The sequence below is a fragment of the Archangium violaceum Cb vi76 genome, assembly GCF_000733295.1.
In the GTDB taxonomy this organism is placed as follows: domain Bacteria; phylum Myxococcota; class Myxococcia; order Myxococcales; family Myxococcaceae; genus Archangium; species Archangium violaceum.
Genome location: NZ_JPMI01000329.1, coordinates 1 through 19,667, shown reverse-complemented (window position 1 = coordinate 19,667; position 19,667 = coordinate 1). Strand labels below are relative to the sequence as shown.

Here is a 19,667-nt window from a genome sequence, read left to right as displayed (position 1 = left end):
TGCTCAGCCCTTCTTGACGATCTGGATGTTGAAGTCCGGGGTGCCCATCGCACCCCAGAGGCGGAGCCACAGCGGCAGGTAGCTCTCGGTGCCGCGCGCGGTGGTGATGTCGCCCAGGTCGATGACCTGCTTCCAGCCGAACCACTCGGTGAGCAGGCGCTTCACCTGGCCCTTCGCCTCGGCGTCGTTGCCGGAGACGAACACGGCGTGCTCGCCGGGGATGCGCGAGGGGTCCACCATCACGTTGGCACTGATGGTGTTGAGCGTCTTGACCACCTTCAGCGCGGGGAATGCGCGCTGGATCTGCTCGCCGAGCGAGTCCGTGTTGGAGACGAACAGGGTCGGCGGCATGCCCTTGGAGAACTCGAGCGGGTTGGAGAGATCCAGGAGGCTCTTCCCCTCGAGGTTCTCCTTTCCGGCGGCGTTCAGTGCCTCGAGGGAGCCCGAGCCCGACGTGCAGTTGAAGAGGAGCTCCCCGAAGGCCGTGGCGTCCGCGAACGTGCCCTGCGAGGCCTTGGCGCCAGCCTTCTTCACCCAGGCCGCCGCCTTCTCGTTGGTGGCCGAGCGCGAGCCCATCTTCACCTCGTGCCCGAGCGCGACCAGCTTGCTCCCGATCGTCTCACCCACCATTCCAGTACCGAGAACCGCGATCTTCATGGCTGTTCCTCCGTGGGGCGCCCCCTGTGTTGGCGCCGGACATGCTCAAGGTAGCCGTCAACCGGATGCTGATCGAGCCCCCCGGGGTTGAACCATCGTCAACCCCAGGTTGATGATGAGGCCCATGGACCTGTTCGCCGGCATCCTCCCCTTCGTCCACGTGGCCCAGGAGCGCAGCTTCCGGCGGGCCGCCGAGCGGCTCGGTGTTTCCACGGCGGCGGTGAGCAAGGCCGTGCAGAAGCTGGAAGCGGACCTGGGAGTGAGGCTGCTGGAGCGCACCTCCCGGCAGGTGGCCCTCACCTCGGAGGGCGAGGCCTTCCTGGAGCGGGCCCGCGAGGCCGTGGCCCAGGTGCACGCGGCGCGTGAGCTCGTGGCGCAGGCACAGCGTGCGCCCCGCGGCCCTCTCACCGTGACGCTGCCCTACATCCTCGGCCCGCTCCTGCTGCCCCGGCTCGCCCGGCTCCAGGCCCGCCACCCGGGACTCACCCTGCACGTGCGCCTCGGAGATCGCCTCAGCCGCCTCGTCGACGAGCAGATAGACGTGGCGCTGCGCATCGGCGCGCTCGAGGACTCCAGCCTCGTGGGGCAGCTCCTGCTGCGCACGCGGTGGGTGACACTCGCCGCTCCCGCGTACCTCGCGCGCCACGGGATGCCGCGGCACCCGGACGCACTCGTGGACCACCAGTGTCTCAAATTCATCCTCCCGCGCGGCATGGCCCGGGAGTGGGTGTTCCGCCGCGAGCCCGGAGGCTCAGCGGAAACGGTGCGCACCGGTGGGACGATCGACGTGGACCATGGGCCCGCGCTGCTGGACCTCGCGGCCGCGGGAGCGGGCCTCTGCCAGGTGCTCGACTTCATGCTGGACGAGCGTGTCCGGGACGGACGGCTCGTCGAGGTGCTCGCGGACCACGCGGCCGAAGGCCCTCCCGTGCATGCGCTCTGCGTGCCCGGCCGGCAGTCGGTGCCCCGCGTGCGGGCACTCCTCCAACTCCTCGTCGAGGAGCTGAGGCCCCGCTAATCCACCTGCACCTTGGCCAGCTGACGGCGGCCGAGGAAGTCCTCCACGCCCAGGGCGATGGCCTGGGCCACGTCCTCCTGGTACTTGTCCGAGGCGAGGCGGCGCTCCTCCTCGGCGTTGGACAGGAAGGCCGTCTCCACGAGGATGGCCGGCATCCTCGTGCCCAGCAGCACGTAGAAGAGCGCCTCCTTCGTGCCCAGATCCTTCACACCCTTGTAGTGGCTGGACAGGTGGCTCACGAGGTTCTTCTGCACCCGCGTGGCCAGCCGCGTGGACTCCTCGGTGTTGGCCTTGGTGGCCAGGTCCGCGAGGATGAACTGCAGATCGCTGATGCCCTTCTCCGAGGAGGCGTTCTCACGCGCCGCCAGGCGGATGGAGTACCGGTCCGCCGACGTGTTGAGCGTATACGTCTCGATGCCGCGCAGCTTCGACGTGGGCGCCGCGTTGCAGTGGATGGAGATGAAGAGATCTCCCTTCATCTCGTTGGCCATGCGCGCGCGCTCCTCCAGCTTGAGGTAGCGATCCCCGTCGCGGGTGAGCATCACCTCCAGGCCCCGATCGCGCAGCTCGCGCGCCAGCTTCTGCGCGATGGCCAGCGTCACGTCCTTCTCCCGCGTCCCCTTGCGGCCGATAGCGCCCGTGTCATGGCCACCATGTCCCGCGTCGATCACCACCCGGCGCACCTTCAGCCCGAGCTGCTCCACCAGCGTCAGCTCGGCGTGGTGGGACGCCTTGGCCGCGGCCTTGAGCCGGGCCTGCGCCACATGCTCGTCCACCGGAGCGGTGACGGACTTGTTCGACGCGAGCACCTCGGTCTTCGTGGGTTCCACGGCGGGCTTCACCGGCTCCACCTTCACCGGCTCCACCACCGCCGGCTTCACGGCGGGTTCCTCGGTGGGCTTCACGGGCTGCTGCTCCGCCACCTTCACCGGCTCCGCCGCCACCGGCTTCGGCTCCGGGGCCGGCCCCGGCTGCGCCGCCTGCTGCGTGGAAGCGGGCTCCCGCGAGGTCCTGCCGATGGCATCGAGCAACGGCGACGTACCGGACCGCTCCCCCGCCGTCGCGGAGGCCACGGTCTGCTGCGCGGGCGCCGGCTGCGGCTCGGCCGGCTTGGACAGCTCGACGCGGATCACCGGGAGCGGCTCGGTGGCGGCCGGCTTGGACGGCTGGCTCGAGGCCACGGCGGGCGCCTTCTCGCGCACGGGCGCTGGCGTCCTGGGCGCGGGCGGCAGCGAGGCCAGCAACGCCTTCAACTCCTTGACGCGATCGCCCTTGGGGTTGGCCTTGATGCTGCCGGTGATGACGCGACGCGCGGCCTCGGGCTGATCCAACCGCTCGAAGTAAATGCGCGCGAGCGTCAACGCCGCGTCGTCCGCCAGCCGGTGCCTCGGGTGGGACTCCACCACGCGGGTGTAGTCGGCGATGGCCGCCTGCTGATCCTCGGGGACGAAGGAGATGCGGCTCAGCTCGTTGAGCAGCTCCGCGGCCGTGTAGAGCGCATCCGGGGCCCGAGAGCTCTTCGGATGGTGGCTGGCCACTGCCTCGAAGCGGGCCGCCACGTTGAGCCAGTTGTGGCGCAGCTTGCGCCGCGCGGCGTCATCCTTGAGGGCGTAGTAGGACCGGCGCGCCTCCTGGTAGGCGGTCTCGGCCGGATCCCGTTTCGCCTGGGTGGCGATTGGCAGCAGCAGGGCCAGGAGCAGGACGAGGCGCGGGAGCATGGTAGGTCCTCCAAGGACGGAGAGGGCTACAGGTGTGTGTCACGGCCCCCCTGCCCCCGCAAATTTTCGCCCCCTCAGCGGACCCACCCCAAAGTCCGTGCCAGCTCCTCGTCGATGACACGGGCCTCGCCGGGCAGCGAGGACAGCACCGCAGCCAGCACCTTGTCTCCGTTGCGCACCGGTGCCCGGCCGGAGCGCAGGCGCGCGCGCACCGCGTGCTTCTGGTCCTGCTTCCAGTAGCTGGCCGGGAAGAGCACCTCCCGGCGTGACTCCGGCAGCGGGCCGTCCGGGGTCAGCCACACCAGCATGCCCTTGCGCAGCGGCTCCAGCTCCGCGCGCAGCGTCCGCCGCAGCTCCCGCGCGAAGAGGCCCACGCCCACGAGCGCCCCGAGCCCCAGGCCCCAGGGCACCAGTCCGAGCGCCTCCGCTCGCGCACGCACGTACCTCGCCTCCCGGGGCTTGTCCGGCACCTGCGGATCCACCAGCAGCAGGACGCGAGCCCCCGGTCCCAGGCCCTCGGCGTACTCGGCATCCGTGCGCACCCCGCTGGCCGAGTACCGCACCTCGTCCACGGCGTAGAGCACCTCCAACGTGGCCTCGGCGCCTTCGCGCTCGCCCCGGGGTGGCAGCGTCAGCGCCGCCAACTGGCCTTCCAGCTCCTGGGCGCGTGACAGGAAGTCCAGCTCCTCCACCACGAAGCGGTCCAGGGCCCTCGCGCCCGCGCCAGGCACCGCCATCAACACCAGTCCCAGCATCCCTCCACGCACCAAGCGGGCGATGGCACCGGGCACCTTCGAGAGGGGAACACGTCGGGGAGCCTGGGGGATGGCGAGCCGCATGGCCCCATCCTACACCCGGCCTCCCGGCTCACCCCCAGGACAACACATACTCGCTGGAGAGCGGCCCCAGCACCCGGCTCCACACCCGGGGCTCGCGCATGCCCACCACCTCGAGCGCCGCCACCAGCGCGCCCTCCACATAGGCACGGGGAAGGAAGTCCCGCTCCAGCCGCACGAGGGCGCTGCCCGAATGCGACCAGACCACCACGCACTGGCCGCCATTCGCCGAGGCCGCCGCGTACGCCATGGGGAGGCTGTCCAACAGCTTCCTCGGCTCACCCGCGAGCAGCGTCTGCAATGGCCTGCCCGTGGCCGAGGCGAAGAAGTCCGTGGCGGCCCGGCGCCCCAGCGCCCGCATCGCCCCCGCGAAGTCTCCGTACCCGTTGCCCAGCAGCCGCGCCGCCGTCCACGACAACCGCAGGAAGTCGCTCGTCGGGTAGCACGTGAAGTCCGCGAACTTGCGCCTCCCGCACACCTCGACACAGTGCTCCACGGAGGCCTCGTCCCCCAGCGCCCACATCACCTCCAGCACGCTGCGGAAGAACATCCCGCGCACACAGTCGGCTGGTGTCGCCAGTCCCAGTCTCCTCTCCAGCTCCAGTTCGGCCCCGACCTCTCCCGGGGCGGCGCCGGTCTCACGCCTCATGTGCAACGCCCCTCCCGGGCAACCTCCCCCCATCACCGCCCTAATATCGAGCAGGCGGGCGTCTCTCGCACGCAACACCTGTCCCGGAGGTTTGGATCCGAAACAGATCGCGCCCGGCAGCACTCCCGGGTGCGCTCCAGGCAGGCACTCCCCCCGGAGCATCCGCAACAGGGCCACGGAGCCTTCACGCTGACGGTGTATGATTGTGGCCAGGCCGTCCGCGGGGCGCGGGCGTTGGGAACGCACCTTCGACATGTCGAGCACTTCCACCATCCAGGCGGGACAGTCAGCCGCGGAGTCCCCGAGGCCCCATGGACAGGGGCGTTGGAATCAGCGGCTGGGGGGGTGGATCCTCTCCCGGCTGGACGTCTTCCTGTCGAAGCCCCTGCGCCGGAGCGCTCCGGAGGATCTGATCCGCTGCCGCCTGCTGGTCTGCATCGCCCTGGGCTTGATGCTGCTCGATGGGATGGTGCTGCTCGCCCTGCCCGTCAGCCCCCAGCCCGTGATGCACGCCACGATCGGGCTCTTCTCCCTGTCCATGAACGCGGCCGCGCTGGTGCTGCTGCGGCGGCGCGCCACCCACGAGCTCTCCGCGCTGATCGTCTGCTCGACCATCGTCGCCGCGTTCGTGTTCACCTGCATCAACAGCACCCGGGCCTTCTCGGCCTCGCACGCCGCGAGCATGCTCCTGCCCGCGATGTCGGTGTACCTGGTGGGGGCGCGCCTGGGGTTCATCCTCACCGTACCCTTGGCCCTGTTCGTGGGCGTCATCCATCCCATCCACTTCCTCGCCCGTGCCTCCGAGCCCATCCACGAGGGCAACCTGTGGATCGTGGATATCAGCGCCGCCATCTGCATGATGAGCATCTGGGCGGTGAGCTGGCTGCACACGGCCGCGCGCAACCAGGCCCACGCGGCACGCGAGCAGGCGCTGCGCACCCTGCGCGAGAGCGAGCGCAAGCTGCAGAGCCTCATCGAGAACACCGATGACGAGGTGTCCTCGGTGGACGCCGAGGGGCGGCTCATCATCGCCAACTCGGCCATGCGGCGCGCCTTCCGCGAGCGCTACGGAATCGAGCCGGTGCCGGGTGAGCCCCTCCTCGCCCACGCCCCCCCGGAACACCAGCTGGGCTTGCAGCAGCTCCTCGAGAAGGCGTTCCGCGGGCAGCGCGTGAGGCTCGAGGACACCTATGTGAGCGAGGGCCGGACACGGGTCACCGACATCTCCTACAACCCCGTCTTCGGCGAGGATGGCCGGCCGCTGGGGGTGAACCTCTTCGGGCGGGACATGACCGAGCGCAAGGAGGCGGAGCTCAAGCTCAGCGAGATGCACCGCAGCCTGCTGGACGTCTCCCGCCACGCGGGCATGGCCGAGGTGGCCACCGGCCTGCTGCACAACGTGGGCAACACCCTCAACAGCGTCAACGTCTCGGCCAACCTCGTCACCGAGCGCCTGCGCAACCTGCGGGTGAGCGGACTGGTGCGCTCCGCGGAGCTGCTGCGCGAGCACTCCGCGGACCTGAGCACCTTCCTCGCCACGGATCCGCGCGGCCGGCAGCTCCCGGTCTACCTCAGCGCCCTGGCGGACCAGTTCACCGAGGAGCAGCAGGCGCTCCTGAACGAGCAGCGGACGCTCACCGAGGGGCTCGAGCACGTCAAATCCATCGTCAGCATGCAGCAGGAGCACGCGCGCTTCGCCGGCATGGTGGAGCTGATGTCGGTGACACGGCTCATCGACGACGCCCTGCGCCTGCAGTCCGTCTCCTTCTCCCGCCATGGGATTGAAGTGCACCGCGAGTACGCGGACGTGCCGCCCATCCTGCTGGACAGGCACAAGCTGCTGCAGATCATCCTCAACCTGCTGAGCAACGCGCGGCACGCGTTGAGGGACAGTGGCAGGCCGGACAAGCGCATCACCATCCGCGTGGAGCCCGCGCCCGACGACCGGCTGCGCATCCAGGTGTCCGACAACGGCATGGGCATCCCCGCGGAGAACCTGGCGCGCCTCTTCACGCAAGGCTTCACCACCAAGAAGAACGGCCACGGCTTCGGGCTACACATCAGCGCGCTGTCCGCCATCGAGATGGCCGGCAGCCTCTCCTGTGAGAGCGAGGGCGAGGGCAAGGGCGCCACCTTCACCGTCGAGCTGCCCATGCAGACGGAGGATCCCCGCCTCTGACGGAGGGGATCCCCGGTCCGGGTCCTACCTGGACTTCAGATCGCGCTCGCCCAGGTTGGTGGCGCCAATCCACCGCAGGCGGTTGAAGCCGTCGAGGTTCTTGTTGGCGACGATCTGGAAGCAGGTGGACGCGCCCTGGGCGGCGATCTCCACGGACCAGCCGAGGAACATCTGCCAGAGGCGGAACCACCACTCGCCGTAGGTCTTCACGACGTCGGCGCGGTTGGCCATCCAGTTGTCGTACCAGCGCGAGATGGTGAGCGAGTAGTGGATGCCCACGTTCTCCACGCTGTGGATCTCGAAGCCCGCCGTCTCCAGGTTGCTCACCACGAAGGAGAGCGGCATGGAGGCGTCAGCGCCCGGGAAGATGTACTTGTTCATGAAGAGGCCCCACACCAGGTCCTCGAAATGGAAGCCCAGGGTCCCCTTCTTGGCGCGCAGCCCGGCGATCTGCAGGTAGAAGAGCCCGTCGTCGGCGAGCATCCCGTACACCTGCTTCATGAAGTCCTGGAACTTGCGCACGCCCACGTGCTCGGCCATCTCCAGGCAGGAGATCTTGTCGTACGGGCCGGGGGGGATGTCGCGGTAGTCCAGCGTGAGGATGCGGGCGCGCTCGCTCACGCCCATGCGCTGGATCTGCTCCGTGCCGTACGCGGCGCCCTTCTGGGCGATGGTGATGCCCGTCGCGTCCACTCCATAGTCCCTGGCGGCCGTCGCCACCAGCGTGCCCCAGCCACAGCCGATGTCGAGGTAGCGCTCGCCCTTCTCCAGCTGCAGCTTGTCGCAGACCAGCTTCATCTTCTGATCCTGCGCCTGCTCCAACGTCTGGTTGGGCGAGGTGAAGAAGCCCGACGTGTAGATCATCCTCGGCCCGAGGAACCAGCCGAAGAAGTCGTTGCCCCGGTCGTAGTGCTCGCGGCCGATGCGGAGGTCCTGCTCCTGCGAGTGGATGAGCACCTCGGGCAGGAAGTTGGTGAGCAGGAACTTGAAGTGGTCCGCGACGAACTTGTAGTCGGCCACCGAGTGCCGATTACGGATGAAGGCGAGGAAGTCCCCCTCGATGTCGAGGCGCTCGTGGATGTAGTCCTCGATGAGGGTGGTCATCGGGACCTTGCCGGCGGCATAGCGTGCGGTGGCCGGACCCTTCGGGTTGAGACGGAACGAGGCTGGAGCGTCCATGCGATTTCTCCTGATGAGATGATGTGCCTGGCGGAAGAAGGGAGCCCCGCACGTGGGCCCTGCCCCCCCGCCTGGTTCCTGGGTGGCCGACCACAGTACGTGAGTACGCGTGGGCGCGTGTGAATTCCTTCACAGCCCGTGCCGGGTGCCATCGTGTAAGAGCGTCCGGCATTCAACGACGTCACGAGGGGGGAATAAATGCGGACATCATTCATCCTGATCGCCACCGCGGGTGCGCTCATCGCATGCAAGGGCGAGAGCACGGCCGGCGCGGGGGACTGCGCCACGTCTCCGGCTTCACAGGGGAGCCCGGCGGGGCTCACGTCCTTCGAGCAGGGCCTGGTGGGCCCGTTGCTCTCGGATGTGCGCGAGGGCGTGCAGCCGTACAACGAGCAGAGCATCGGCATCTGCAAGGGACAGGGCCGCGACTGCGAGGAGTTCCTCGGCGCCAGCGCGGAGGAGCTGCCGCCGGGCGAGTACATGATGCGCGCCGAGCTCAAGGTGCCGCGCGTGGGCGAGAAGGGCACCTGGCGGGTGAAGTTCGAGGCCCAGTGCACCACGACGCGCAAGACCGAGCGCGGCGAGACCACCAGCACGAGCACCACCAGCAAGGAGTACGACGTGCAGTACGCCGGCACCGAGCGCGGCTCGCGCCTGTCGCCGCTCTACACCATCCGCAGCCCGGATCCGAGCGGCGAGAAGCACTGCAACTACAAGGTCACCTCGCTACACCCGGACAAGCCCACCGAGTGGACGGGGAGCTGGTCGGTGCCGCAGGGCTGATCCCTCGGACGTGTGGGAATAGCGTGCAATAGTCGAAAGTCCGGGCACCCCGAGGGGTGCCCGAGAACGAGGACGATTCATGCACGCGTTTCAACCCACCCCGCCGTCCCGGCGGACCCTGAAGAAGTCGCTGTACGCGGTAGCGTTGCTGAGCCTGGGAGGCGCCGGCTGCGGCTGGTTCGATGATCCGGATCCGCAGCCGTCCAACATCGCCCCCATCATCACCCAGGTGCTCGCCACGCCGGCCTCCATCAACGAGGGCACGAACACCGGCCTCTCGGTGACCGCCAATGATCCGGATGGGGATGCGCTCACCTATACCTGGACTCAGACCCCGGAGACTCCGGCGGGGACCTTCAGCGGCGAGACGGGCTCGAGCCGCACCTGGACGGCGCCCGCCCTCGCCACCAACACGACCTTCACCCTGCAGGTGACGGTGGCGGATGGAAAGGGAGGCTCGGCCCAGGCCACGGTGGACGTGGCGGTGGCCAACGTGGCCACCGTCAACCGCGCGCCCACCGTGGACGAGGCCATCAGCGTCACCACCCCAGCCATCGCGGGTGACGTCACCCTCTCCATCGGCGCGACCGACGCGGATGGGGATGTGCTCACCTACGCCTGGAGCACCAGCGTGGCGGGCCAGGGCACCTTCACGGCCCCGACCGCCTCCGAGACGCAGTGGCTCTCGCCCGAGATCTCCACGGCCACGACCTACACCATCCAGGTCACCGTCTCCGATGGGACGGCCTCCGTGACGCGCACGCTGGACGTGCAGGTCGGCGTCCCCGAGTACACCCGGGACATCCAACCCATCTGGAACGCGCAGTGCACGAGCTGCCACAGCAGCAGCGGCCGTGGGGGCTTGAACCTGCTGGAGGGCAGCTCTCACGCCTCGCTCGTCAACACCGCGGGCACCGGCGGCTATCCCGCTGGCTGCGGCGGAACCACGCGCGTGGTTCCGAACGAGCCCGACAACTCCATGCTGGTGAAGAAGATCAGCGGCACCGCTTGCGGTGGCAGGATGCCGCAGGGCAACACGGCCTACTTCGACAACAACCCCGGCCAGCTCATCCGCATCCGCTCGTGGATCCTCGCGGGCGCTCTGAACAACTGACGGCGGTTACAACGGCCTCCACTTCCGGAGCGGGAGCACGCTACTGTCGCTCCCCTCCGGAGGGTAGAGAGGCATGCGGCGTTTCGAGTTCGTCGAGGGCTCTTCGCAGAAGTTCTGGGAGATCGAGCTCCAGGGCACGGAGTTCACGGTGCGCTGGGGCCGCATCGGCACCAACGGTCAGACCCAACAGAAGTCCTTCGCCAACACCGCGAAGGCCCAGGCCGAGCACGACAAGCTCATCGCCGAGAAGCAGAAGAAGGGCTACACGGAGGTGGGCGGCGATACCAACACCGTGGTGGCCTCCCCTGCCGCCGCTCCGGACGAGGCGCAGCAGAGCACTCCCGCGCCTGCCCGGAAGAAGGCCGCCGCGAAGACAGCCACCGCTTCCGCGCAAGCTCCCGCTCCCGCCTCGGAGGAGGCACCCGCTCCCGCCCCCGCTCCGGTGGCACCGGCGCCCGCCGACTCCCAGCAGCCCATCGCCTGGAGCGACTCGCTCGTGCGGCGGGTGCACCCGCGGCGTGGGGGACTCGCGGTTCCCGTCCGCGCCCTCGGCTCCGTGAAGAAGGCCTGGGCCTCGACCGTCGAGGCCTTCGCGAAGCACGCGGGCCAGGGCAAGCCCCAGGAAGGCGACTTCCCCGCACAGACGACAGCCGTCGCGGAGCGGATGGGGGGCGCCGAGCCGGCCATCGGAACTCCCGAGGAGGACGCCGTCCTCCTGGCCTTCGTGCAGCACCGGGCGAGCTACAACGACAAGACGCCCAACGTGGACCCCGCCGTGGATCTGCTGTTCTCCCTGGGAGGGCCCGCCCATGCGACGCGGGCCGTGCTCCTGTCGCTGGCGATGCACCTCGAAGGAGCGGCTCCAGCGTTCCAGGCGCGCCGGGGCCCGAGCACGGAGTGGTACAACTCCATGAGCAGAGGGGAGCTGTACGGCCTGCCCCGGCTGCGTGCCCTGCTCGCCACCCAGACCGATGACACGGGCTACACGGCCGCTCGCGACGCCGCCGCGGCCCTCCTGGACGACGCCACCCCCGAGCAACGTGCCGGCGCGGCCTTCCTCTTCCCCACGGAGAAGGCCTGGGTCCGCGCCGAGGCCGAGGCCTACAACCAACAGCCCGACAAGCAGGGTGATCTCTTCCTCTGCTCGATCTCGGACCGCGCCACCGTCGAGCTCGTGGCGCCCTCCATCCAGGGGCTGTACCTGCTCGGTGGCTACTACACCCGGGACTACCTGCCCTCGCTGATGGACGGCGTGGGCCTGGATACGCTCGTGCTCCTGCGGAACATGGCCACCCCGCAGTACTCCAACGCGGAGAGCCGTCGCGCCTGGGCGGAGCTCGTCTCCGTGCTCGACACCGACGAGGCGATGACGCTCCTGTTCGATCACCTCGACAAGGAGGTGACGCCCTTCGCGCTCGAGGCGGCGCTGCGTTGGCCCGGCCGCGCCCTGCGCTTGCTGGTGCCCCGGGCCGCCCAGCGAGGCAAGGAAGCGGAGGCCCAGCGCACGGTGCTCACCACCCTCGTGCGCCGCGCCCCCGAGGCCGTGAACACCGAGCTGCCCGGACTGTCCGAGGAGGCACGCAAGCTCGTCACCAGCCTCCAGGCGATGTCCGCCGGCCCCGATGTGCCCGAGGCGACTCCCGACCAACTGCCACCCGTGCTCGCCCGTCCTCCCTGGAAGATGGGCAAGCCCGCCACCCTCCCCGTCCTCGCGGATGTGACACCGCCCGCGATTCCCGATGCCCTGATGTGGCGCGAGGGAGAGCGCGAGGCGTGGTCCCAGGAGAAGAGCTGGGAATACGGTGAGCAGTACTCGAAATACACCCCGGCGCAGTGGGAGGGGATCGGCAAGACCCTGCCCCCGGGGAATGCGAAGCCCCGGGCGAGCTTCTTCGCGTACGCCCCCGAGGAGCTCGCCCTCCAGCACATCGTGTACTTCTTGCCCACCCAATGGGGAGACGAGGGCTGGCTGCCGGCCATCGCCGCACACCTCGGACTCGCGGCGCTCCCGTCCCTGCGCCTGGCCGTCAACGCGAAGGGAGGAGAGTCGTTCCGCCTGCTGTTGCCCTTCGGCGCCTCGGGGCTCGCTCCGCAGGTGTCCGAGGCCCTCGCGGGCTCGAAGAAGGCCCGTCCCCACGCCCGCGCCTGGCTGCTCCGCCACCCCGAGCACGCCACCACCGGGCTACTCCCCGTCGCGCTCGGCAAGCAAGGCAAGACCAAGGACGCCGCCTGCGCCGCGCTGCGTCTGCTGGCCAGCAACGGACACGAAGCCACCGTGCTCGACGTGGCCGGCCGCGTCTCGCCCCAGGCGCGCGAGGCGACCGCGCAGGTGCTCGCGTTCGATCCACTCCAGCTCTTCCCCCAGAAGCTGCCGAAGCCGCCCGACTTCTTCACCCCGGTGGGGCTGCCCCGGCCGCTGCTCGCTGATCGCTCGGCGAAGCTGCCCGTCGCGGCCGTGGAGGCGCTCGGGATGTGCCTGGCCATCTCCTCCCTCGACGAGCCCTATGCCGGACTGGCGCAGGTGAAGGCCGCGTGTGAGCCCGCGAGCCTGGCCCGCTTCGCCTGGGGCCTCTTCGAGGCGTGGATGGTGGCGGGGGCGCCGAGCAAGGAGGCCTGGGCCTTCCAGGCGCTCGGCCATCTGGGTGACGACGAGTGCGCGCGGAAGCTCGCGCCGCTCATCCGCGCCTGGCCCGGGGAGGCGGCCCACGCGCGCGCCGTGACGGGGTTGGACGTGCTGGCCACCCTTGGCACGGACGTCACCCTCATCTACCTCAACGGCATCGCCGAGAAGGTGAAGTTCAAGGGACTCCAGGAGAAGGCGCGGGAGAAGATCGAGCAGATCGCCGAGGCCCGGGGCCTCACGCGGGACGAGCTCGCCGATCGGCTCGTGCCGGACCTGGGGCTGGACGACAACGGCTCGCTGCCGCTGGACTTCGGCGAGCGCACCTTCACGGTGGGCTTCGACGAGCAGCTCAAGCCCTTCGTGAAGGACGCCACGGGGGCGCGCCTCAAGGACTTGCCCAAGCCCACGAAGAAGGACGATGCGGAGAAGTCCCAGGCCGCCGAGGAGCGGTGGAAGGCGCTCAAGAAGGACGCGAAGGCGGTCTCGGGCATGCAGGTGCTGCGCATGGAGCTGGCCATGTGCGCCCGGCGCCGGTGGAGCGCGGAGACATTCCGCCAGTTCTTCGTCGAGCACCCGCTGCTCATCCACGTGGTGCGCCGCCTGGTGTGGGGCAGCTACACGGCGGAGGGAAAGCTGGCCGCCACCTTCCGCGTCGCCGAGGACCGGACCTACGCGGACGTGAACGAGGACACGTGGACGCTCCCCGATGACGCGAGCGTGGGGATTCCGCACGCGCTGGAGCTGGATGCGCAGACGGCGGGGGCGTGGGGGCAGATCTTCGCGGACTACCAGTTGCTGCAGCCCTTCGCGCAGCTGGGCCGCCCCACGTACGCGCCGATGGCGGAGGAGCGCACGGGCACGGAGCTGGCGCGCGTGAAGGGGCTGAAGGTGCCCACCGGCAAGGTGCTGGGGCTCGAGACGCGCGGCTGGCGCCGGGGTCCTCCCCAGGACGCGGGCGTGGTGGGGTGGATGGAGAAGCACCTCGGCCCGGAGCAGATGATCGAGCTGGAGCTCGATCCCGGGCTCTACACGGGCATGCTCTCCGAGTCCCCCGAGCAGACGCTGGGCACCGTCACGGTGCGCAAGCCCAACACCTGGGGCAAGGAAGGCAGGTACCCGCTCGGGACGCTCGACCCCATCCTCTTCTCCGAGCTGGTGAGGGATCTCGAAGGGCTGCGGCCTTCTTGATTGAACCCGCCTTATTCACGATAGGGCACGCGGGGTGACCTCGGAAAGAGGGTGACGCGCCTGACCTTCCGAGTGGTAGAGGGGTGTTGTTCAGACATTCACCACCAAACGGCAGGAGGCGCGTCATGGGTGAAATCCTCACCGACTTCTCTCTGAAGTTCAACGGTTCGGTGAAGCTGGAGGCAAGAGCGGAGCGGTTGACGGGGGAAGCAGGGGCGGTGCTGCTCAGGGAGGTGGACGAGCGGCTGGGGCTGACGCGTTGGCTGGGGGAGACGCTGACGGACACGAGGGACGAGAGCCGAATCACCCACTCGTTGCGAGAGTTGGTGCGCACGCACCTGTTGCTGCTGGCGCAGAGGTGGAGAGACGTCGATGACGCGGACGCGCTGAGGAAGGACGCGGCGCTGAGACTGGCGGTGTCGGTCAGCAAGAGCACCGGGCCGCTGAAGCAGGAGGAAGGAAGGCCGGAGGGACTGGCCTCGCAGCCGACGTTGTCGCGGCTGACGGCCATGCTGGCCCAGGAGGGCAACCGCGAGGTGCTCCGAGATGCACTGGTATGGCTGACAGGCCGGAGGCTGAGGGCGTCGAGGCCTGGGGGGCGAGCGGCTGAAGCAGGTGACGGTGGACGTGGATGGGCTGGCGGTGGAGGTGCACGGGCACCAGGAGGGCAGCGCGTACAACGGGCACTATGGAGTGCGCATGTACCATCCAATTGTCGCCAGCATGGCGGAGACGGGGGACTTGCTGGATGTGAGGCTGCGCGAGGGCAACGTGCACAGCGCCAGCGGGGCGCTGGAGTTCATCTCCCAGTTGCTCGAGCGGGTGGAGAAGCAAGTGTGCGAGGTGGCGGCGGTGCGCATGGACGCGGGCTTCCCCGAGGAGAAACTGCTGAGCATGCTGGAGGAGCGAGGCACCCCCTACGTGGCGCGCGTGCGCAACACTGCACCCCTCAAGCAGGAGGCGGCCTTGTGGCGCTTCCTCCACTCGGGTGTCCCCCAGGGCCAGCCGGGCACCTTCCTGTACGAGTCGGAGTACCAGGCACAATGCTGGAGCCGTGCGCGGCGCGTGGTGCTGGTGGTGTCGCAGCGAGAGGACGAACTCTTCCCCCACGCCTTCTGGCTGGTGACGAGTTGGACGAAGGAGCAGATGCCCGCCGAGGCGTTGCTGACGCACTACCGCCAGCGCGGCACGGCCGAGGGCCACTTCGGAGAACTCATGGACGTGCTGGCGCCAGCGCTCTCCTCGGCTGCACGGCCCAAGTCCAACTACCAGGGCCAGCCGCCCGTGCGGCGCTCGGTTTCAATCGAGGCCTTCGCCAACAACGAGGTGCGCCTGCTGCTCAACGCGCTGGCCTACAACCTGGTGCACGCCGCGCACGTACTGCTGGAGCACAGGCCACGGGCGAAGGCTGGGGGCTGCGCCGTGTTCGCGAGCGGGTGCTCAAGGTGGCGGCGCGGGTACTGGTACACGCCAGGAGGGTGGTGCTGGTACTGGGCCAGGAGTCGGCCGCTCTCTGGCGCGAGCTGTGGAGCCAGCTCGGCTCGCTGAGTACGGCCCACCTCGCGTAACCTCGACGGCCATTGCCGCTCCTCCGTCGAGTCGTTCGCCGCACCCTTCCCAGCCTCTCCTGTTTGCTAACCCGCGGCCCCGGGAGGGCCGACGTCTGTTCTATGCCCGAAATCGCTCACAAGAGCCCCTGGCCACTGCTCTCATGCATGCCTTGGGCCACTGGTCATGAATATGGTGGGATTAGTACTACGAGGTCACTTAGGAAGTAACCTCGGAGGACCCGTGTTCACAAGTAGATGACACGGAGAGAAATGAGGCAGCTCAACCGGGAGCTGAGCGAGTACATGGAGTCGATGGTGGAGGGGATGGGGCGCAGCGAGAGGCGGCGAGCGCTGGAGCAGTACCTGACGGGGCTGCTGCTGGAGGGGGAGCGCAAGAGCATTGAGCCGATGGCGGCTCGGCTGGTGAAGGACGAGGCGCAGGTGGATGCCATGCGCCAGCGACTGCAGCAGTGCGTGTCGGCCTCCAATTGGAGCGACAGCGAGGTGCGGCGGCGCCTGGCCAGGAAGTTGGAGGCGGAGCTGCATGGAGTGGAAGCATTCGTGGTGGATGACACGGGCTTTCCCAAGAAGGGCGAGCACTCCGTGGGTGTCGCGCGGCAGTACTCCGGCACCTTGGGCCGCACGGACAACTGCCAGGTGGCGGTGAGCCTGCACCTGGCTGGAGACAAGGGCAGCGGGTGCATTGGGATGCGGCTGTATCTGCCCGAGGACTGGGCGCATGACGCCAAGAGGCGTGAGTGCCCAGGGAGGTGCGGTTTGAGCGCAAGTGGGAGATAGCGCTGGCGCGTAAGCCTCCGATCCAGCCCAGGTAGTGGAGATGCGCAAGGGGCCGCAGAGTGAGCGTCGCGATGACGACGAGCATAGCGACGACGAAGACGGAGCCGGCGTGGTTGGAAGCAGCGCGGCGGCCGAGGTGGACCCCGGAGGTAGCAGCGCAGGTGGTGCGAGCGTGGGAGGAGGAAGGAGGCACGCAGTCGGCCTTCATGCGCAAGCACGGGTTGCCGAGAGAGAGGCTGCGCTTCTGGACGAAGAGGCGAGAAGGGAAGGAGGGGGCGCGCAAGGCCATGTCCTTCGTGCCGGTGGAGGTGGCGCCGGCCGGGCGGAGCGAGGCGAGGCGGGGACATGGGGAGGCGGTGCAGGTAGAGGTGGACGGGGTGAGGGTGCGCGTGGAGGAGGGAGCCAGCCAGGAGTTGGTGGCGCGGGTGCTGCGGGCGGTGAAGGAGGTGCAGGGGTGCTGAAGCTACCGGAGGGGGTGAGAATCTGGGTGGCGACGGCGCCGTGCGACATGCGCAAGCAGGCCGACGGGCTGAGCGCGCTGGTGCAGGGCCACTTGGGGCAGCAGCCGAAATCGGGCCACCTGTTCGTCTTCTTCTCCAGGAGAAGGGACTTCGTGCGCATTCTGTTCTGGGACGCCAACGGGTACTGCACCGTGAGCAAGAGACTGGAAGCGGGGCGCTTCCGGGTGCCTTCGCCCGTGGAGGGACAGGCCGCGGTGCACCTGGACGTCCGGCAGCTTTTGGAGTTGCTGTCGCTGGTGGAGGCAAGCCACGCGGTACGGCGAGGAGAGGTGCACTGAGTCCGTGCTTGCGCGCCCGGCCTGACTTCGGGCATAGGCAAGGCGCGCATGACTTCCGCAGTCACCACTGAAGAAGACAGGGGCCAGGAGGAAGAAGCCGAGGTGCCCGCCTTCGAGGGGGAGGACTTGGAGGCGGTGCGCGCCTACGTGCTGCAACTGCTGGAGGAGGGCCGAGGCGAGCAGGCCATTGAGATGTTGTTGGGCCTGTTGGGCCAGCTGCGCGAGGAGCACAGCTCCACGCTGGTGCGACTCAAGCAGGCGCTGCGGCAGTTGTACGGGCGGCGCAATGAGAAGACTCCCGCCAGTCAGCTCCAACTGCTGCTGTCATTTCTCACCGGGCAGCAGTCCGTCGAGCCCGCGGCCGAGCCCACCACCGCCGACGGAGCACAGGCCGCCGCGGCGGCGGCCCCGCCAGCCGACGCGCTGAGGAAGACACCCAAGCGTCCGCCCGTGCGCGGCGCCCAGGCCCTGCCCGCGCACCTGGAGAGGCGCGAGGTACTGGTGCAACCCAAGGCCGAGGAGTGCCTGTGCCCGGAGTGCGGCGAGGAGAGGAAGTCCATTGGCGAGGAGGTGAGCCAGAGGTTGGAGTTGGAGCCAGCGCGCTTCTACATACGGGTGGAGAAACGCCCGAAGCTGGCATGCCAGCGCTGCAAGGAGGGAGTGGCCGCCGCGCCCGCCAGTGAGACGCCGCTGCCGGGGGCGCTGCCTGGCCCGGGGCTGCTGGCGCAGCTTTTGGTGGGCAAGTACCGCGACGGGCTGCCCCTGCACCGCCAGCAGGCCATTTTCGACAAACGCCACGGGGTGAGGCTGCCCGCCTCCACCCTGGGGGACTGGGTGGCGGGGGCCAGCGACTTGCTGGCGCCCGTGGTGGCGCTGCTCAAGCAGCGCACGCTGGCCGACGCCTTGCTGCACACCGATGACACCGGGGTGCGCGTGCTGGACAGGGACGACGCCCGCGGCGTCAAGCGCGGACACCTCTGGCCGTACGTGGGCCAGGGCGGCAACGTCTTCGTGGAGTACACCCCCGACTGGAGTGGCACGGGCCCCCAAGGGGTGCTGGCCGACTTCCGGGGCTACCTGGTGGTGGACGGCTACAAGGGCTACCAGGCCCTCTTCGGCCCCACCTCTCCTCGCATCGAGGTGGGCTGTTGGATGCACGCCCGGCGTGGCTTCGAGCGCGCCTATGTGGCCGGCGACGCTCGCGGCGGCACGGTGCTCACGCTCGTGCAGAAGCTGTACGCCGTGGAGCGGCAGGCTCAGCAGGAGGGGCTGTCCCCCGAGGCGCGCCTTGCCCTGCGCCTGGCGCACAGCCGCCCCGTCTACGAGGAACTCTTCGGCCTGCTGGAGCAGTGGGCTCCTCAGGTGCCTCCCAAGACGCCGCTGGGCAAGGCCATTGCCTACGCGCGCAACCGCTACGTCCCCCTGGGCCGCTTCCTCGAGGACGGACGACTCCCGGTGGACAACGGGGAGGTGGAGCGCCTCATCAAGCTCATTGTCCTCGGACGCAAGAACTGGCTCTTCCTGGGCAGCGACGCGGCCGGCCACCGGGCCGCCAACGTCTACTCCCTCGTGCTCAGTTGCTACCGCTTGGGCATGGACCCGTGGGCCTACTTCCGCGACGTGCTGCCCAAGCTCGGCGATACCCGCTTCCCCGCCTCCCGTCTCGCCGAGCTCCTCCCCGAGGCGTGGGCCCAGCAGCAGACTCAACAGCGATAGGCTTGTCGACGCGCCGTCCATCACGCGGCCACCCTGCCACGCTCCTCGGTGGCCTACACCCTGGGCTGGATCGGGTGCTTACGCTGGCGCAGCTGGACGAGGCATTGGAGTGGGGAGTGCGCCGGCACGTGGTGCTGTCGGACGCGGGGTACGGGGATGCACGGGAGTTTCGAGAGGCCGTCCGGGAAAGAGAGCTGCACTACCTGATGGGCGTGCAGGGCACTCACAAAGTATGGCCACCTGGAGTTCAGCCTCGACAACCGCCGAAGGTAGCGGGCCGCAAGGGGCGTCCTCGCACGCGTTACACGGCGCAGGGCGTGGAGCCCTGGAGCATTGAGAGTCTGGCGCGTGAGCTACCCGAGGAGGACTGGCACTCCGTCCACTGGCCTGAGGGGAGTCGTGGCCAGCAGGCCTCGCGCTTCGCCGCCGTGCGAGTGCGCTCAGCGGCCAGGCATGTCCATGGTGTGGCACCGGGCCAGGAAGAGTGGCTGCTGGTGGAGTGGCCCAAGGTATCCGCTCGGCGGAGCGGTGCAGCGTGGAGACGGAGATGTGGTAGGGGGCGCGCCGCTTGATTCGATCGGGAGGAGCGGCGCTCAGGTCGTCGCGGGCGAGGCAGAGGGAGCCTGCGCGGCGGCGTCGCGCGACGCCTTCCACATGGGCGGCAGCAGTTCCTCGAGCCGACGCTGCGGCCAGCCCCCAGCGAGCTTCTCCAGCACGTCGGTCAGGTACGCCTGCGGGTCCACGCCCGCCAGCACGCAGGTGGCCACCAGCGTGTACACGCACGCGGCGCGCTCGGCGCCCGCGTCACTGCCGGCGAACAGGTAGTTCTTCCTGCCGACGGCAATCTCCCGCAGCCGCAA

Annotated in this window: 15 protein-coding genes and 3 pseudogenes; 12 read left to right on the top strand and 6 right to left on the bottom strand. The window is 69.1% G+C overall.

Annotated elements, in window-relative coordinates; all coding sequences use genetic code 11:
• Positions 1-3 precede the first annotated feature (3 nt).
• Positions 4-657 (bottom strand): NADPH-dependent F420 reductase, encoded by a 654-nt coding sequence (locus Q664_RS44100; RefSeq protein WP_043410935.1) that lies wholly within the window; start codon positions 655-657, stop codon positions 4-6.
• Positions 658-781: 124 nt separating this feature from the next.
• Between Q664_RS44100 and Q664_RS44095 the strand changes: the two genes are divergently transcribed.
• Complete coding sequence (locus Q664_RS44095; RefSeq protein WP_043410933.1) at positions 782-1,675, top strand: LysR family transcriptional regulator; 894 nt, start codon at positions 782-784, stop codon at positions 1,673-1,675.
• Here the strand turns inward: Q664_RS44095 and Q664_RS44090 are convergent.
• The 3 genes from Q664_RS44090 to Q664_RS44080 form a co-directional block, all read right to left on the bottom strand.
• Positions 1,672-3,393, bottom strand: a complete 1,722-nt coding sequence (locus tag Q664_RS44090) for an N-acetylmuramoyl-L-alanine amidase (RefSeq protein ID WP_043410930.1) — start codon at positions 3,391-3,393, stop codon at positions 1,672-1,674. The genes Q664_RS44095 and Q664_RS44090 overlap by 4 nt on opposite strands.
• 74 nt (positions 3,394-3,467) lie before the next feature.
• Positions 3,468-4,232: a hypothetical protein gene (locus Q664_RS44085; RefSeq protein WP_043410927.1), complete on the bottom strand. Its 765-nt coding sequence runs from the start codon at positions 4,230-4,232 to the stop codon at positions 3,468-3,470.
• 28 nt (positions 4,233-4,260) lie between these two features.
• Positions 4,261-4,878, bottom strand: coding sequence for a TIGR02265 family protein (locus Q664_RS44080; RefSeq protein ID WP_052519453.1), 618 nt, complete (start codon positions 4,876-4,878; stop codon positions 4,261-4,263).
• 253 nt (positions 4,879-5,131) lie between these two features.
• Here Q664_RS44080 and Q664_RS53555 point away from each other — a divergent pair, with 253 nt between their 5' ends.
• Positions 5,132-7,057, top strand: coding sequence for an ATP-binding protein (locus Q664_RS53555; protein WP_052519452.1), 1,926 nt, complete (start codon positions 5,132-5,134; stop codon positions 7,055-7,057).
• A 24-nt stretch (positions 7,058-7,081) separates the two neighbouring features.
• On the opposite strand, the gene Q664_RS44070 is transcribed toward Q664_RS53555, so the two are convergent.
• Positions 7,082-8,236, bottom strand: coding sequence for a class I SAM-dependent methyltransferase (locus Q664_RS44070; protein ID WP_084610876.1), 1,155 nt, complete (start codon positions 8,234-8,236; stop codon positions 7,082-7,084).
• 198 nt (positions 8,237-8,434) lie between these two features.
• Here Q664_RS44070 and Q664_RS44065 point away from each other — a divergent pair, with 198 nt between their 5' ends.
• The 10 genes and pseudogenes from Q664_RS44065 to Q664_RS63155 all read left to right on the top strand — a co-directional run.
• The gene (locus Q664_RS44065; protein ID WP_043410925.1) at positions 8,435-9,019 is read left to right on the top strand and encodes a hypothetical protein; all 585 of its coding nucleotides are present in this window, start codon (positions 8,435-8,437) and stop codon (positions 9,017-9,019) included.
• A gap of 79 nt (positions 9,020-9,098) precedes the next feature.
• The gene (locus tag Q664_RS44060; protein WP_052519451.1) at positions 9,099-10,133 is read left to right on the top strand and encodes an Ig-like domain-containing protein; all 1,035 of its coding nucleotides are present in this window, start codon (positions 9,099-9,101) and stop codon (positions 10,131-10,133) included.
• 73 nt (positions 10,134-10,206) lie between these two features.
• A complete protein-coding gene (locus Q664_RS44055; protein WP_043410921.1) occupies positions 10,207-13,944 on the top strand; it encodes a WGR and DUF4132 domain-containing protein in 3,738 nt (1,245 codons plus the stop codon).
• 125 nt (positions 13,945-14,069) lie between these two features.
• Positions 14,070-14,468 (top strand): annotated as a pseudogene (locus Q664_RS63090) (transposase); the annotation flags it as partial.
• Positions 14,469-14,559: 91 nt separating this feature from the next.
• Entirely contained in the window at positions 14,560-15,492 is a 933-nt protein-coding gene (locus Q664_RS53550) for a transposase (protein ID WP_052519450.1), read from the top strand.
• Between the two features lie 257 nt (positions 15,493-15,749).
• Positions 15,750-16,297, top strand: a pseudogene (locus Q664_RS44045) (IS701 family transposase); the annotation flags it as partial.
• A gap of 66 nt (positions 16,298-16,363) precedes the next feature.
• Positions 16,364-16,753 carry an IS66 family insertion sequence element accessory protein TnpA gene (tnpA, locus tag Q664_RS62450; RefSeq protein WP_043410977.1) on the top strand — a complete coding sequence of 130 codons (390 nt, stop codon included), beginning with the start codon at positions 16,364-16,366 and terminating at the stop codon, positions 16,751-16,753.
• Positions 16,747-17,091 (top strand): IS66 family insertion sequence element accessory protein TnpB, encoded by a 345-nt coding sequence (gene tnpB, locus Q664_RS44035; RefSeq protein ID WP_043410919.1) that lies wholly within the window; start codon positions 16,747-16,749, stop codon positions 17,089-17,091. Before tnpA ends, tnpB begins: the two co-directional genes overlap by 7 nt.
• A gap of 48 nt (positions 17,092-17,139) precedes the next feature.
• Positions 17,140-18,807 carry an IS66 family transposase gene (gene tnpC, locus Q664_RS44030; RefSeq protein ID WP_043410917.1) on the top strand — a complete coding sequence of 556 codons (1,668 nt, stop codon included), beginning with the start codon at positions 17,140-17,142 and terminating at the stop codon, positions 18,805-18,807.
• Positions 18,808-18,884: 77 nt separating this feature from the next.
• Positions 18,885-19,316: pseudogene (locus Q664_RS63155) on the top strand (transposase); the annotation flags it as partial.
• A gap of 84 nt (positions 19,317-19,400) precedes the next feature.
• On the opposite strand, the gene Q664_RS44025 reads toward Q664_RS63155, so the two are convergent.
• On the bottom strand, positions 19,401-19,667 hold a 267-nt coding region (locus Q664_RS44025; RefSeq protein ID WP_043410915.1), incomplete at its 5' end, for a transposase domain-containing protein.

Bases quoted from the DNA above. Each gene is read 5' to 3' on its own strand.
- Q664_RS44100 (WP_043410935.1), bottom strand. From the start codon at position 657: ATGAAGATCGCGGTTCTCGGTACTGGAATGGTGGGTGAGACGATCGGG.
- Q664_RS44095 (WP_043410933.1), top strand. From the start codon at position 782: ATGGACCTGTTCGCCGGCATCCTCCCCTTCGTCCACGTGGCCCAGGAG.
- Q664_RS44090 (WP_043410930.1), bottom strand. From the start codon at position 3,393: ATGCTCCCGCGCCTCGTCCTGCTCCTGGCCCTGCTGCTGCCAATCGCC.
- Q664_RS44085 (WP_043410927.1), bottom strand. From the start codon at position 4,232: ATGCGGCTCGCCATCCCCCAGGCTCCCCGACGTGTTCCCCTCTCGAAG.
- Q664_RS44080 (WP_052519453.1), bottom strand. From the start codon at position 4,878: ATGAGGCGTGAGACCGGCGCCGCCCCGGGAGAGGTCGGGGCCGAACTG.
- Q664_RS53555 (WP_052519452.1), top strand. From the start codon at position 5,132: ATGTCGAGCACTTCCACCATCCAGGCGGGACAGTCAGCCGCGGAGTCC.
- Q664_RS44070 (WP_084610876.1), bottom strand. From the start codon at position 8,236: ATGGACGCTCCAGCCTCGTTCCGTCTCAACCCGAAGGGTCCGGCCACC.
- Q664_RS44065 (WP_043410925.1), top strand. From the start codon at position 8,435: ATGCGGACATCATTCATCCTGATCGCCACCGCGGGTGCGCTCATCGCA.
- Q664_RS44060 (WP_052519451.1), top strand. From the start codon at position 9,099: ATGCACGCGTTTCAACCCACCCCGCCGTCCCGGCGGACCCTGAAGAAG.
- Q664_RS44055 (WP_043410921.1), top strand. From the start codon at position 10,207: ATGCGGCGTTTCGAGTTCGTCGAGGGCTCTTCGCAGAAGTTCTGGGAG.
- tnpA (WP_043410977.1), top strand. From the start codon at position 16,364: ATGACGACGAGCATAGCGACGACGAAGACGGAGCCGGCGTGGTTGGAA.
- tnpC (WP_043410917.1), top strand. From the start codon at position 17,140: ATGACTTCCGCAGTCACCACTGAAGAAGACAGGGGCCAGGAGGAAGAA.